13 protein-coding genes are annotated in these 13,924 nt (G+C 42.3%); 10 read left to right on the plus strand and 3 right to left on the minus strand.

Annotation, left to right across the window (positions count from 1 at the left end; translation table 11 throughout):
• The first annotated feature begins 537 nt into the window (after nt 1-537).
• The 3 genes from WKV44_00005 (at nt 538) to WKV44_00015 (ending at nt 3,522) form a co-directional block, all read left to right on the plus strand.
• Nucleotides 538-1,539, plus strand: coding sequence for an acetylxylan esterase (locus tag WKV44_00005; GenBank protein MEM5946920.1), 1,002 nt, complete (start codon nt 538-540; stop codon nt 1,537-1,539).
• A 136-nt stretch (nt 1,540-1,675) separates the two neighbouring features.
• The gene (locus tag WKV44_00010; GenBank protein MEM5946921.1) at nt 1,676-2,515 is read left to right on the plus strand and encodes an FMN-binding protein; all 840 of its coding nucleotides are present in this window, start codon (nt 1,676-1,678) and stop codon (nt 2,513-2,515) included.
• A gap of 68 nt (nt 2,516-2,583) precedes the next feature.
• A complete protein-coding gene (locus WKV44_00015) occupies nt 2,584-3,522 on the plus strand; it encodes a UbiA family prenyltransferase (protein MEM5946922.1) in 939 nt (312 codons plus the stop codon).
• 22 nt (nt 3,523-3,544) lie between these two features.
• Here the strand turns inward: WKV44_00015 and WKV44_00020 are convergent, their stop codons facing one another.
• The 3 genes from WKV44_00020 to WKV44_00030 form a co-directional block, all read right to left on the minus strand.
• Nucleotides 3,545-4,552: a polyprenyl synthetase family protein gene (locus tag WKV44_00020; GenBank protein MEM5946923.1), complete on the minus strand. Its 1,008-nt coding sequence runs from the start codon at nt 4,550-4,552 to the stop codon at nt 3,545-3,547.
• Entirely contained in the window at nt 4,552-6,486 is a 1,935-nt protein-coding gene (locus WKV44_00025; GenBank protein MEM5946924.1) for an NAD(P)/FAD-dependent oxidoreductase, read from the minus strand. The genes WKV44_00020 and WKV44_00025 overlap by 1 nt, the downstream gene beginning before the upstream one ends.
• A gap of 235 nt (nt 6,487-6,721) precedes the next feature.
• Nucleotides 6,722-6,904 (minus strand): 4Fe-4S binding protein, encoded by a 183-nt coding sequence (locus WKV44_00030; GenBank protein MEM5946925.1) that lies wholly within the window; start codon nt 6,902-6,904, stop codon nt 6,722-6,724.
• A gap of 129 nt (nt 6,905-7,033) precedes the next feature.
• Here WKV44_00030 and WKV44_00035 point away from each other — a divergent pair, with 129 nt between their 5' ends.
• From WKV44_00035 to WKV44_00065, 7 genes are all read left to right on the plus strand, one after another.
• Nucleotides 7,034-8,458: an NFACT RNA binding domain-containing protein gene (locus WKV44_00035; protein MEM5946926.1), complete on the plus strand. Its 1,425-nt coding sequence runs from the start codon at nt 7,034-7,036 to the stop codon at nt 8,456-8,458.
• A gap of 117 nt (nt 8,459-8,575) precedes the next feature.
• Nucleotides 8,576-9,442, plus strand: a complete 867-nt coding sequence (gene amrB / locus WKV44_00040) for an AmmeMemoRadiSam system protein B (GenBank protein ID MEM5946927.1) — start codon at nt 8,576-8,578, stop codon at nt 9,440-9,442.
• Entirely contained in the window at nt 9,423-9,977 is a 555-nt protein-coding gene (gene amrA / locus WKV44_00045) for an AmmeMemoRadiSam system protein A (GenBank protein MEM5946928.1), read from the plus strand. Before amrB ends, amrA begins: the two co-directional genes overlap by 20 nt.
• A gap of 365 nt (nt 9,978-10,342) precedes the next feature.
• Nucleotides 10,343-10,612 (plus strand): hypothetical protein, encoded by a 270-nt coding sequence (locus tag WKV44_00050; GenBank protein MEM5946929.1) that lies wholly within the window; start codon nt 10,343-10,345, stop codon nt 10,610-10,612.
• 332 nt (nt 10,613-10,944) lie between these two features.
• Nucleotides 10,945-12,267, plus strand: coding sequence for an ATP-dependent 6-phosphofructokinase (locus WKV44_00055; GenBank protein MEM5946930.1), 1,323 nt, complete (start codon nt 10,945-10,947; stop codon nt 12,265-12,267).
• Between the two features lie 9 nt (nt 12,268-12,276).
• A complete protein-coding gene (locus WKV44_00060) occupies nt 12,277-13,125 on the plus strand; it encodes a metallophosphoesterase (protein ID MEM5946931.1) in 849 nt (282 codons plus the stop codon).
• A 64-nt stretch (nt 13,126-13,189) separates the two neighbouring features.
• Nucleotides 13,190-13,918 carry a hypothetical protein gene (locus WKV44_00065; protein ID MEM5946932.1) on the plus strand — a complete coding sequence of 243 codons (729 nt, stop codon included), beginning with the start codon at nt 13,190-13,192 and terminating at the stop codon, nt 13,916-13,918.
• Nucleotides 13,919-13,924: the final 6 nt, after the last annotated feature.

The raw sequence follows: 13,924 nt of genomic DNA on the forward strand, positions 1-13,924 counted from the left end.
TTGCGTGAGCTGTGTTATATCAAAGTGCTCAACTTATGTCAAGCATCTTTTTTATTTTTTTTGTTGTCGCTTTTTATAAGGCTTTGTTGTCGCCTCAGCGTGAGTGAGAATGTAGTAAATTCTATAAAAACTGTCAATAGCTTTTTTCTAAAAAATCTCCAATTTTTGTTTTTATTTTTGTGATAAAAAACTTCTATTGCTCAGCACAATAATGTTATTACTCTCAGCGCAAAATCTTTCTATTATAGTAGCCCGTAAGGGGTAAAGTCCTATTTATCATAAAAGCATTATGTGCTAATATTACAGATAATTCTTAAGCCTGTGTTATCACTACTGTGTATCTATGCCTGCATGCGATATAAAATCCACCCTCAGGATTATTAGTTTCATAAAGAGAGTTTTTGTTTATACCTCCTTCTATATTGTCTTAATCATATTAAACTTCTGCAAAGATAGCGTCAAGTTTTATTTTTTTTATATGTTTTTTGTCGATGCTGGTTTATAATGCTTAGTAGACTTTTTTAACAGGGGTTTATTATGCCGCTTTCTTTTGATATGTCTTACGAGCAGCTTCTTTCTTATAATGGGAGAAATCCAAGGCCTGATGATTTTGATGATTTTTGGGACAGGGCTCTAGAATCTGTAGATACGGGTAATATTGATTTTTCTGTTTCCCGTGCCTCTTTTAATCCTGTGCCAGATATTGCAGAGTTTTTTGATTTGTGGTTTGAGGGTAGTGGTGGTGCCAGGGTCTATGCCAAAATGGTAAAGCCTGTAGGGGGATATGCAAAAAGGCTTGCGGTTTCCGGAAAAATGCCTTGTCTCCTTGAGTTCCACGGGTATTCTATGAATAGTGGTGATTGGCAATCAAAGCTTTCTCTTGCTTTATGCGGTTTTACTGTACTGTCCATGGACTGCAGGGGACAGGGAGGTTTGTCTGAGGATACTGGCGGGGTATCAGGAAATACTCTGTCTGGGCATATTGTAAGGGGGCTGCACGATGCTCTTTCTGGAAGGCCAGATAAGTTGCTTTATAGAAATATATTTCTGGATACTGTTTATCTTGCTCATATTGCTATGTCTTTGGACTGGGTGGATGCAGATAGGCTGTGTGCTACTGGCTGGAGCCAGGGCGGAGGGCTCACTCTTGCTTGTGCTGCTCTTGTTCCTTCTATAAGGAGGGTTGCGCCTGTTTATCCGTTTTTGTCCGACTACAGGCGTGTATGGGAAATGGATCTTGCAAAAGATGCTTATGAAGAGCTTGCTACTTGGTTCCGCCGTTTTGATCCTATGCATGAGCGGGAGGATGAGGTTTTTTCTGCTCTGGGTTATATCGATGTGCAGCATCTTGTTCCTAGGATACGGGGGGATGTTCTATGGGGGATTGGTTTTTCCGATACGATTTGTCCTCCGTCTTCTCAGTTTGCTGCTTATAATAAGATTGTCTCAAATAAGCGTATGCTTGTTTTCCCTGATTTTGGACACGAGGATTTGCCGGGGATTAGGGATAGGTTTCTTGAGTTTTTTCTAGGGCTATAGGTTTGCTGTGATTTTCTTCTGCCGAGGCAGCAAAACCCGCGGAAGCGAGTTTTGCGTTCGGTATTATAATGTTTTCATTGCAATTAATCAAAAATATCATTAGAATAATAAGATAAACCATATCAGGAGGGATGATATGAATTCTAAGAAATTTATTTTGCTTGCGATTGCTGCACTAATGGTTGTTGCGCTTTCTGCATGCCAGGGAGCTCCTGCAAAGTCATATAAGGATGGTATATACTTTGCTCAGGAGGATGATTTTGCTGCCAATGGATGGAAGTCTGTTGTTATTCTTGAGGTAAAGGATGGCAAGATTGTAAAGGCTGTCTGGAATGGTGCTAACAGGGATGGTAAGGCTGATAAGATTACACGCTCAATGGCCGGGCAGTATCCTATTGTTGAGAAGGGTGGCGCTCAGGCTCCGTGGCACGAGCAGGCTGCAAAGGCTGTAGAATATCTGCTCAAAACTCAGGATCCGGATGCTGTAAAGTATACGGACGAGGAGGGACATACGGATGCTATCTCCGGAGTTTCCATACATGTGAGTGATTTTTTTAAGACAGCAAAGAAGGCGCTGGAAAGGGGGCCTGTTGGGTACGGTCCATATAAGGATGGGACATACCATGCAGAGCAAGCTGACTTTGGTCCTCAGGGCTGGAAGGAATATGTGGATATAACTGTCATAGGTGGCAGGATTGTTGCTGCTCACTGGGATGCTGTCCACAAAGATGGAGGAGATGTCAAATCCGTACGTTCGCAGAACGGTGAGTACGGTATGAAGGAAAAGGGCGGATCTCAGGCTGCATGGTATGAGCAGGCTGCCAAGGTAGAAGCATATATTCTCAAAACTCAGGATCCTTCTGCCATAAGCTACAAGGATGAGGAGGGGCATACGGATGCTATTTCCGGGGTGTCCATACATGTGAGTTCTTTCTTTGAGCTCGCAAAGGAAGCTCTCAAAAACGCAAAAAAATAAAAAACAGAAGGCCCCCGATAGGGGGCTTTTTCTTGCCAATTATCTTTGGCTGTTTTGTCGAGGTCTGCATGCTTACTTTGTATCAGTTTGCAAGAATAGTTGAAATAAGAACCAAGCTTGTGAGTGTTTCTTCATATCTTATAGGGACTTTGTATGCTTTTGCTTATGCAGAGTCTTTTTCTCTATACAGGGCTATACTCATGTTTATAGCTACTATTGCCATAGATATGGGGACTACGGCGTTTAACAGTTTTTTTGATTACTACAGGGGGATAGACAGCAGGGATACAAACAGGGAGGAAGATAAGGTGCTTGTGCATCAGAGTGTTGCTCCGGGGTATGCTCTGTTTACAGCCATTGGTCTTTTTGCCCTCTCCATTATTCCCTCAGTGCTTTTGCTTATTGATGTTGTGATAAGTTATGGTATAGCTAAGGCTTTTTTGCTTCTGGTTGCAGGGATTCTTTCCATGTTGGTAGGATATTTCTACAATGGAGGGAAAAAGCCAATATCAAGGGGGCCTCTGGGAGAGCTTTTTGCAGGGGGTTTCCTTGGTGGAGTGCTTATAATAATCTGCATATTTATTCAGAAGGGATACATTGCATATCAGGATACATTGCTTGCACTGCCGTCTACTGTTTTTATAGCATCCATACTTACGGTGAATAACACTTGTGATATAGAAGGTGACAAAAAGGCAGGAAGAAGAACTCTTTCTATTCTTATAGGCAGGCAAAAATCCGAGATTCTTATATACCTGGAAGCTTTTTTGGCTTTTTCTCTCGCTTATGCTTGTACTATAAAAAACATTCTGCCTCCAGCAAGTCCTTACACAATCAGCTTGGGACTTTTCTATGCTGTTCCCCAATATGTAAAAATGCACAAAGCAGGTTTTTCCCATAAGACCAAGGGGATAAGCATGATGCGGATTCTGCGTATATTTACTGTTTTCTCCGCAGCGATAATAATTCCGCTTGCTTTTGCAGTGCTAAAAAAATTGTCTGAGTAAGCCCATAACAGGGGTGTGTTTGCTAGTTGAGTCTGTTAGCAAGGCTGTCTATGGTATCCAACAGCACTACAGTCCACTTGTTTTTGGGAAGAAAAACAAAGTGCTTTTTTGCACGGTTCAAAATGGACAAGACCTCATTTCTTGCCAAATCACAGTAGGGTACGAGCATATCGACAAGAGCTCTTCTATGTGCAGAAGAGAACAGTCCACCGGACAAAGCCTTGCGAAAAAGGGATATGGCTTTATCCTCATCTTTTTTATTACCACTATTTACGGCAAGCACAAAAGGGTATCCAACAACTCCTTCCCTCAAATCAGATAGACTACTTTTTCCCATAAGTTCCTTTTTTGAGATGATGTCCAAAATATCATCCATCATCTGGAAACTAACTCCAATATCATAACCTATACGTCTCATAGTCTGTTGCATAAACTCGTCTTTACAGACTTCTCTTGCCCCTATATGCATGGCAGCTACAAAGAGAGTGGCTGTTTTTCTTATGACACGTCTTATATATTTTCTGCGACCAAACAGTCCCAAAAGCTGTCCTTTTCTAAAGAGCTCGGCATCATCCAGTTCTTCCGATTCTGCCGTAATGAGATGCTTAAGACCATGCAAGATGACAGATGCATCGCTATCAGATGTAGAGTCATATATGAGCTCAGCAGCAGCACAAAAGAGCAAGTCACCAACAAGAATGGCATCTTTTACGCCGTAGCCATGATTGATGCTTACAAGACCTCTTCTAAACTCTGCATTGTCTATTATGTCATCATGCACAAGAGAAGCCATATGCAAAAGTTCTATGGAAGCCGCATATCTATACACAGACTCAGGCAATTTATCTTCCGGCAGAAAAATCCGTGCAGACAAAATAAGAAGTCCAGGTCTCAGCATCTTGGCATCCCTGTTTATAAAATCCATAACAGGTAAAGTCAGCCTATTGCTCTTTACATTGACACTTTTTTTTATGAGACTTCTTACCTTGTTCAGCTCATACGTAAGCTCAGGTATATCTTTCCAGAACATCAGTCCTCTGGCTCATCTATATAAAGGTAGGTTTTCTTGGCAATTTTTCTCCTGTTCCAAAATTTCTTTATAAACGGCATAACATAATGATCAAGCCCAAATCCTCTACCTGCACCACCCATCATTACAATTGCAGCAGCAATATACCACAAGAGTTCAGGACTTCCCCATCCAGATATGATAAACATAACAGCAAGGCCAATGGAAGCAACCGCAGCAGGAAAAACAAAAAGCCCTCCTACAAAGGCAAGTCCTATCAAAATCTCAGCCAATACAACCAGCGCCTGGGCAATAAAAGCCAAAGCAGGGAACTGCGACAGCACATTATCAGCAAACCATGTGTATATGCCTAAGGCAGGCATAAGCGACTGCGAAACAGCCTCGGCTGCAGCATCTACCTGTTCGCTTGCTGCACTCACAGCATCCTTAAGAACAACTCCCGGGAGATGTATGGCAGAGGCATCCGGAGAAAATATCCCTCCACTTCCGGGATTGAGCCACCCCTCCACAACTTTATTGATACCTTCTATAAGCCACTTGGCACCAAGAAAAAGCCTTAGTGGCAATGCCCAGTATACTGGTATCTTCCATGCAAAATGGCCATGAACAATGGAACGGCTGTCTTTTATATTGAGAAACTCTTCTTTTATATAACCCCATACCGCGTTAAAACCGGCAAGCCCCCACAGATAATGAAGATTGACAAGATGCTTGAGCGCCATTGCAAAAAAACCGCTAATCTTTACACCCATAACATCTGCAACAGCATAACGACTGCCTACAGAAACCATAAAACCATGATAATTGCTCTTAAACGCCTCTTTATCCTTTTGCAAAATATCCGCTGCTATATTAGCCGCAGCAACATGGGAAGTCTGAATAGCAGTCTCCACAACCTGAGGAAGAACCTTCTCACCCTCAACATACCATGAGATATCACCCACAACATAAACATTGTTATGCTCAAAAGACTGCATGTACTTGTTTACAAGAAATCTGCCACGTGTACCAACCATATCGCGTTCTTCCTCATCTATATAGCAGGCAGCCATACCATGAATCCCATCTCCTACCACAACAGAACACTCCCCCCTTGCAGCCTGCCCAAGAGACAAATCAAGCTTGGCACTAAGCTCGCCACCATGTACACCGGCAGTCCATATAAAAGTCTCTGTCTCTATAAAATCATCACCCAGAAGAACCCTCTTTTTCTCCGCACCGGTTATCCTTGTCCCCGTAAGCACCCTTGCACCCTTCTTAATCAGCCTCTTATGAGCCTTAGCTGCAAGCCTGTCCGTAAAATTGGGCAAAATCCGGTCCAAAGCTTCTACAACAATTATATCTACCTCTTCCTTAGGAATATGATACTTCTTACACAACACATCCCTATGCTCTACAAACTCACCTGCCAGCTCAACCCCTGTAAAACCACCTCCGGCAATAACAAAAGTAAGCAAGCGCTTCCTGAGTCTCTCATTTTGAGTAGCCGCAGCTCTGTCAAAACAATCCTCCATATGAGACCTTATCCTTACAGCATCCTCCCAAGACCAAAGCGTAAAAGAATTCTCCTGTACACCAGGAATATTAAAAAACTCAGGCGCACCTCCTGCAGCAACAATCAAATAATCATAAGAATACCTGTCATTGCGACCAATCACAACCGAAGAATCAAAATCCACACCATCCACCCTATCACAAATCCATCTGGTACGCTTACCAGAAAAAATACGCGCAAAACTGACCCTAACACCATCAGGCTCAATCCTCCCCCCCGCAACCTCATGCAAATCAGTCATAAGAGTATGATAATGATTCTTATCAATCAAAATAATCTCAACATCCTCCCTCCGCTTAAGCCTCTTCTCAAGAACCTTTGCTGCATTGATACCAGCATATCCTCCGCCAATTATCACAATTCTAGTAATATCAGACATATCCCCTCCAACAAAATCCAGTCTAAAGCACAAAACAAGAAATCCCAAACAAGCCAATACAATTATACAAGGCATTGTAAAAAAAATCAGCAAACAGTAATTATATTATTTAGAAAAATTAACAACTTTAATACCGAACGTCGGGAGAGCCCCGCAAAGCAAAAAAAGGCAGAAGAGAGCTCTCCCTCCTGCCTGCAGCAAAAAAATAAAAAAAAGCCTGCAAAAGCAGGCAAAATCAGACCTTTCTTATGGCACCATAACCGCAATATCTGGTGCAGATACCGCAATCTATACACCTGGAAGTATTGATTTCAGGCGCAGCAAAACCCCTCTGAGTAATAGCCCCAGCAGGACAAACCCTCACAACCGGGCAGGGATGATTCTGAGGACACCTGTGAGACTCAACCTTAATGGCCATAAAACCTCCGACAAAATGAGTATGAAATCGAGACAAATATATATAAAAAATAATATATAGTCAACTATATATGTTGCTACATGCTTGAAGAAAGCAAGCCAGTGATTTAAATTTCTCCGAGGAGAAAATATGTCGTACAATTGGAGAGAAATAGACTATGCACTCTATAGCCTGGACATCAGAGGAAGCATCATAAGAGAAATCTGGCAACCTGATTTTAAACACCTTGTCATGGAGCTATACAAACCAGGACAAGCCATAAACCTGATAATAAGAACAGACTCTACTGGTACGGCAATATACCCGGCAACAAAAAAGATAAAAAAGCAAAAAAAGCCCCAGCGATTTGTGCAGTTTTTAAGAGCTCACATAAGAGGAGCCAGGATAAAAAGCATATACCAGCTTTCCAGAGAAAGAATAATACGTATAGAAACCCACAGCTCACAGGAAAACAACATCTTATGGATAAGGCTATGGGCATCAAATCCCAACATAATAGTCACAGACTTGGAGAAAAACATAAAGGAATGCATGTTTAGACGGCCTGGAAGGGAAGAAATGCCTGGCAAAAAATACTCACAACCGGATAATATCGCAAGAATTTATAAAGATGATACCGGAGGATTTCACCTTAGAAATCCAGAGCTCACAGACAATCCAACAGAATGGTTTAAAAAAATAGAAGAAAATCTAAGCGGCGAAGAAGAAAAGAAGCTGGAAGACAGACTTAGAGAAAAAATAGCAGCCAATACGGAAGCAGAACTTACCGAGCTGGAAAACAGAATAAAAAATCTAAAATCTTCTATAAAAGAAGCGGAAAATGCGGACAGGTTAAAACTGTATGGAGATCTGATAACAAGCGAGATATACAGAATAAACCGCGGAGATAGATACCTGGATACAACAGACTATCACGGCAATGATATAAGAATAGAGCTGGACCCATCTCTCAATGCTCATGAAAATGCGGAAAAATACTACAGAGAATACCACAAACAGACAGAAAGAAAAAAAAGAAACTTAGAACAGCTTGAGTCTGCAGAAAAAAAAAGAAAGGAGCTTGCAGAACTCCTAATAAGCCTCCCTGGGAAAGAGCTTGAGGAACTCAGAAAGCTGGAACGGCAACAGACAAAAAAAGAACAGGAAAACAAAAAAACAGACAGTAAGATACCAGGATTGCAGGTTATAATAAACGATTATATAGTAACTATAGGTAGAAACTCAAGAGAAAGCGATGAGATACTCAGAAAATATGCACGTGGAAACGACTACTGGCTCCATGTCAGGGATTGGCCGGGTGGACATGTTTTTATAAGACCTGCAAAAACCAAAGATGTGCCTCAGCACGTTATAATGAAGGCTGCTCAGCTTGCCGTACATTTTAGCAAGGCAAACAGGGAAAAGCGTGTGGATTTGTATTGCACACAGGTTAAGTACCTACGCCGTGCCAAACATGGTACGCTGGGAACGGTTATCCCCACACGCGAGAAAAATATCGTTATAGAGAGGGACGAGGCTCTTGTGGATAGAATTTTGGGAGGCAGGGAGGCCTAGCCTTTTTGTGCCGCAGGCAGTATTGTCTGCAACCTTCCCTCTGTGCTGTTCCATATAAGCTGCGGACAATACGTTCGGTTTTATTGATTTTTTGTGTTTTTCTATTTAATCTTATTTATGAGGACTCTTATGGATAATGGCCTTACAAGGGATGCTATCGTAGAAGGAGTTTTTTATCCTGCCGAACCTGAGGCTATGGTTGAGGAGATGGAGGAGCTTGTAAGGCCATTCTTTGCAGAAAATCATACGCCCCGACCAATAGCGCTTTTTTTACCGCATGCAAGCTGGACTTATGCCGGTAGACTGCTGGGTAAGGCCTTTGCAAAGGTGGCCCAGTTTAAGGGGCTTTTTTCCCGCGTTGCTATGTGGTCACGGGTTCATAGAGAGCCACAATCTGCACTGTTTCTTCCTGAGAGCAGCTTTTTTGCAACACCTATAGGTGAGCTTTCTCTGGACAGAGAAGCGTATTCTGCTATGCACAATCTTACGGGATTTTTTCGCACGGATGAGTTTGCCCATCTTGAAGAACACGCCTTGGAGGTTGCCTTTCCCTTTGTTGCACGTTATGTGCCAGATGCCCGAGTACTTCCGGTTTTGGCAGGTGATACTTCATGCGACCTTATGCGCGAGCTTGGCCGTGGGCTTTCTGCAGCTTACGGAGGCAGATGGAAGGATGTTCTTTTTATCATAAGCAGTAATCTAAGCACTTTTGAAGAGCCTATAGATGGTAGCAGAACTGCCGATACTTTTGTAGAACAGGTTTTGTCCTACAATATAGACGAGCTTATAGAAGCTGCATGCCGCGACGGTGCTTCTCATTCTCTCAGGCTGCTTTTGCCATTTCTTCTTTTTGCACGCATAGAAGATATACAGCTGCATTTTAACCTGCTGGGAAGGGACTCAAGCCCTGTTGAGTTTGGCAAATGTGTACAGTATGGCGCCTTTCTTATCAGTGGAGGAACTTATGATGCAACATACGGATAAAGAAAAAGAACTGCTTCTTACCTGTGCACGTGAGACAATAGCTGCACATCTCGAGACAAGAGAACCACGTCTTCCTGCGCCTCCGGAACGGCTTACAAAAGAAAAATGCGGGGCATTTGTTACTTTGCACAAAGACGGCAGACTAAGAGGCTGCATAGGCAGGATAATCGGCGACAAACCAGTATGGGAAGTAGTGAAAGAGGTTGCACTTGAGAGCGCCTTCTCTGATCCACGTTTTCCTCCACTTGCAAAATCTGAGCTAGAGCATGTGGAGCTTGAGATTTCTCTGCTAAGCCCTTTTTTTGAGATAAAACCAGAAGAAGTTGTGCCAGGCAAACATGGACTCCTCATACGATGTGGCTTTAATCAGGGACTCCTGCTACCGCAGGTTGCAACAGAGTATGGCTGGGACAGACCAACCTTTCTTGCCCATCTCTGCCTAAAAGCTGGCCTTCCAACAGACGCATGGATGAGGGATGACTGCACTCTCATGGCCTTTACGGCAGAAGTATTCTCCGAGAAAGATTTCTACTAACTTGGAGAGACTTGGGCAATAATAAGAGAAGATGGCAAAGGACAGTACAGAGATAAAACAAGGGAAGGCAAATGGTTTTCTTGGGACGCTCCGATAAGTGCACTTACTAAAGTTTCCCAATTTGCGGATGGAACGCAAGAGGATAGAGAAAAAAGAATAATAGAAGAAGTAAAAAGGGCAGCAGAGATACAACTTATTACAATAGAACAGATGAACGATACATTATCTTTGCTGCAAAAAACTCCAGAACACAAGAAGCAGCAGGTTCTGGATAAGATAGAGGCTAGGCTTGCCGATTTGTTCTAAATTAAAACATTAAAACATGCAAGGGAGAAGTTTTCTCCCTTGCTATAATGGAGGTTTTTATGAATAAAAGAATAAAAGAAATAAGAGAACGAGCAAGGAAACTAGAAAATCTAGCAAACTGGCTGGAATGGTTGGAAAAGGAAAAAAGCGCAACAGTACAGGTTTTCTACTCTAAGCTTCCTGACCGTTATAAACTAATAAACAAACAAAAAATAATAAGAGATTTAAGAAAAGGCAAGAAAATACCGGGTGTTGTAATAGAAGATGACATAGAAAATGGGCAAATATATCTTGTGGAAATAAGAGATAAAGATAAATGGGGGTATTAGTATGTATGTTGTTAAATTACCGTCGGTCACGGAAATATTAGAAAAATTCTATGAACATAAATATGGAAACGATGAAGCATTAAAGAAAGGCACAATAGTGCATTCTGCTTTTTTATACCGAACGTCGGGAACGCACCCATAATGCAAAGCAGGCACTAAGGCACGTTCCCTCCTGCCTGCGGCATACATGTGGCAAAAAAGACTGCTATCTCTATGCTTTTACTCCACTGAGAAGCAGCAAGGAAGCGGGCACAGCCTGCTTCCTTGCGTTCGGTATGTTTTATTTGTCTTGCATATTGAACTGTTATGTAAAAAAGGCGTATAAATATATTATGGAAAACATAAGTTTTAAGATTGATAATCTGGGAAAGCCCTCTATCACTTCGCCTATAGAGCTTTCTACGGTGATTGGTGATTCTATCGTAAATTATGTGCCGGATAACGAGGGAATTCTTTATTCTATCGATGCAAATACTGATTCTACGTCCGTGGAGCTCAATCCAGACACTATTCTGGAGAAGGCAGGACCAAGGCAGAAGATCTTTTTTGATCCCAAGCATGTGCATGCTGCCATAGCAACTTGCGGAGGCTTGTGTCCTGGGCTCAACGATGTTATCCGCTCTATTGTCAGGTGTTTGTGGCTGCGCTACGGTGTTAGGCGTATATCAGGTATTCAGTACGGGTACAGGGGGCTATTGCCGGAGAGCAGTTATCCTATTATTCCTCTTGATCCGGATGTGGTAGATGATATACACAAGATAGGTGGTACCATGCTTGGTTCTTCCCGCGGCGGCGGTGAGAGGACAGAGGAGCTTGTGGATGCGCTTGAGAGGCTCAATATAAACATTCTTTTTACTATAGGCGGTGATGGGACTCAAAAGGGCTCTCTTAAGATTGCCAATGAGATAGAAAAGCGGGGTCTTAAAATTGCGGTGGTAGGGATTCCCAAGACTATAGATAATGACTTGAGTTTTATTGAGAAGTCTTTTGGTTTTGAGACAGCAGTGAGCCTGGCTGCACAGGCTGTGTCTGCTGCTCATACGGAGGCTCATTCTGCTATCAATGGTGTGGGCCTGGTCAAGGTTATGGGAAGAGAGTCCGGATTTATTGCTGCGCATACAGCACTTGCCGTACACGAGGCAAACTTTGTGCTTATTCCGGAGGTGCCTTTTGAGCTTGAGGGGGATAACGGGCTTCTTGCTCATCTTGAGAGACGTCTTGCACGCAGGAACCACGCAGTGATTATCGTGGCGGAGGGTGCTGCTGAGGAGCTTATGCACGGAGAGGCACATACGGATGAGTCTGGTAACAAAATTCTGCCTGATGTAGGTATTTTCCTAAAGGATAAAATAAAAGCCTATTTTAAAGAAAAAAACATCCCTGTTAATCTAAAATATATAGATCCCAGTTACATGATAAGAAGCGCTCCAGCATGTGCATCGGATTCTGTTTATTGTTCCAGACTTGGTACCAATGCGGTGCATGCTGCTATGGCAGGAAAGACAAAGGTACTTATAGGACTTGTCCATAATACTTTTGTTCATTTGCCTATAGAGGCTGTTGTGTCCAGAAGAAAGAAGGTGGACACAGAGGGTAGCCTCTGGCGCGATGTGCTGGAAGCGACTCAACAACCCATCTCCATGACTAACAAGTAATAAAAGTATATGTCGGTTAAAGATAGAATAATTGTTCTGGGTGATATTCACGCAATGTATGAGGAGGCATGCTTTCTCTTGGAGCATGCGCTCCTTATAGACAGTAATAAACACTGGATAGCAAACAATACATCTCTTATATTCCTGGGTGATGTATGTGACAGGGGATATGACTCTGCTTCTATGTACAGACTTATCATAGAGCTGCAGAAGCAGGCGGTTCTTTTTAACTCCGAGGTTCTTTTTATTCTTGGCAATCATGAGATTATGGAGAGTATAGGCTATAATCCGTATATGTCGGAGGAGGAAGAATCCGGTTATCAATCCGCTTATTTGGCTTTTTCTCCAGGTGGCTGGCTCAGAAACTGGCTAGAAATGCAAAATGCAGTCATAAAACGTGGCGATTTTATTTTTGCGCACGGGGACTTGCCAGAGAATCTTGCGGATAGAGATATGGAAGAGCTCAATAGAGAAATAATGAGCGACTACATGGAACTTGATTTTCAGAGTCAAGAAAAAACATCAGATCATCCGCTTCTTTTTAACAGCAAACAAAGCATCATGTGGTCAAGAGATGCTCAATCCTTTATGAGTCCTGTTTACAAGGATACATTGGCACGCTTTTTGGCAAGAAATAATGCAAAGCATTATGTCTGCGGACACACTCCTCAGGAACATGGCAGATTCTTTGTAGGCCACGATAATATGTATATATGCATTGACACTGGCATGATTTTTACCCGCTATTACGACTCAGGCTCTCTTTCTTATCTTGAGATAAAGGATAATAAAGCATCTGCCGTATATTTTGATAACGGAGAAGATGTGCCTCATTATGTGGAACTGCTTGAGCTTTAAAGCGCTAGGTGGATTTTTTTATATCAAGGGATTATGTTTATATAAGATAATACATGGAGGATGTATGAGAAGGGTTGCTGTTCTTATGATATCTTTATGCTTTGTAACAGGTATTTTTTCACAAGATGCGGGTATACAGTCGGACCAAGAGACAGCAAGCATCCTCCTAAGAGAATATATTGCAGCCAAGACTCTGGAAGCTAATGACAAGACAGATGATTTTGCTCTTGTATTTGGGGGAAGTCTTCTTACAGTAGGGGGATTGGGCTTCTTTTTGTGGGCAGATCCTGTTACAGATTATTTTGCTCAGAATAATCCATTGTGGACCAATACGGCCACTTATATAACAGGCGGGGCAATCACGGGTACTGGACTGTTTATGACAGCACTCGGGACATATAATTTTCTTGTTCCCCCTGTTTCCTATGCGGATAAATACAAGGAAGTGCTTAAAACAAGCAATATTGTACTGAGAGAAGCTCTTGCAGAGGGTATTCTGCGAGACAATGCCGATATGGCCAGGCAGGAGAGGGTAACAAGGGGTACCTGGATAATACTTACTCCCATTGTAGCCGTAGGACTCAAATCAGGTCTCAATATTGCACAGTCCAAAACCTGGGATGAGGGAATAGATATATACTGGGTAAGCTCATTGATAACTGCAGTAACAAGCGGTATAAACATTCTCAACACTCCCAGTCAGGAAGAAAGATTATATCAACGTTATCTTACACTGCGGGCAAAACAGGAAATTTACACACTCAATAAGAAATCACAAGATAGAACAAAATGAAGAACA

It is taken from the genome of Spirochaetia bacterium 38H-sp (genome assembly GCA_039023545.1).
In the GTDB taxonomy this organism is placed as follows: domain Bacteria; phylum Spirochaetota; class Spirochaetia; order Winmispirales; family Winmispiraceae; genus Rarispira; species Rarispira pelagica.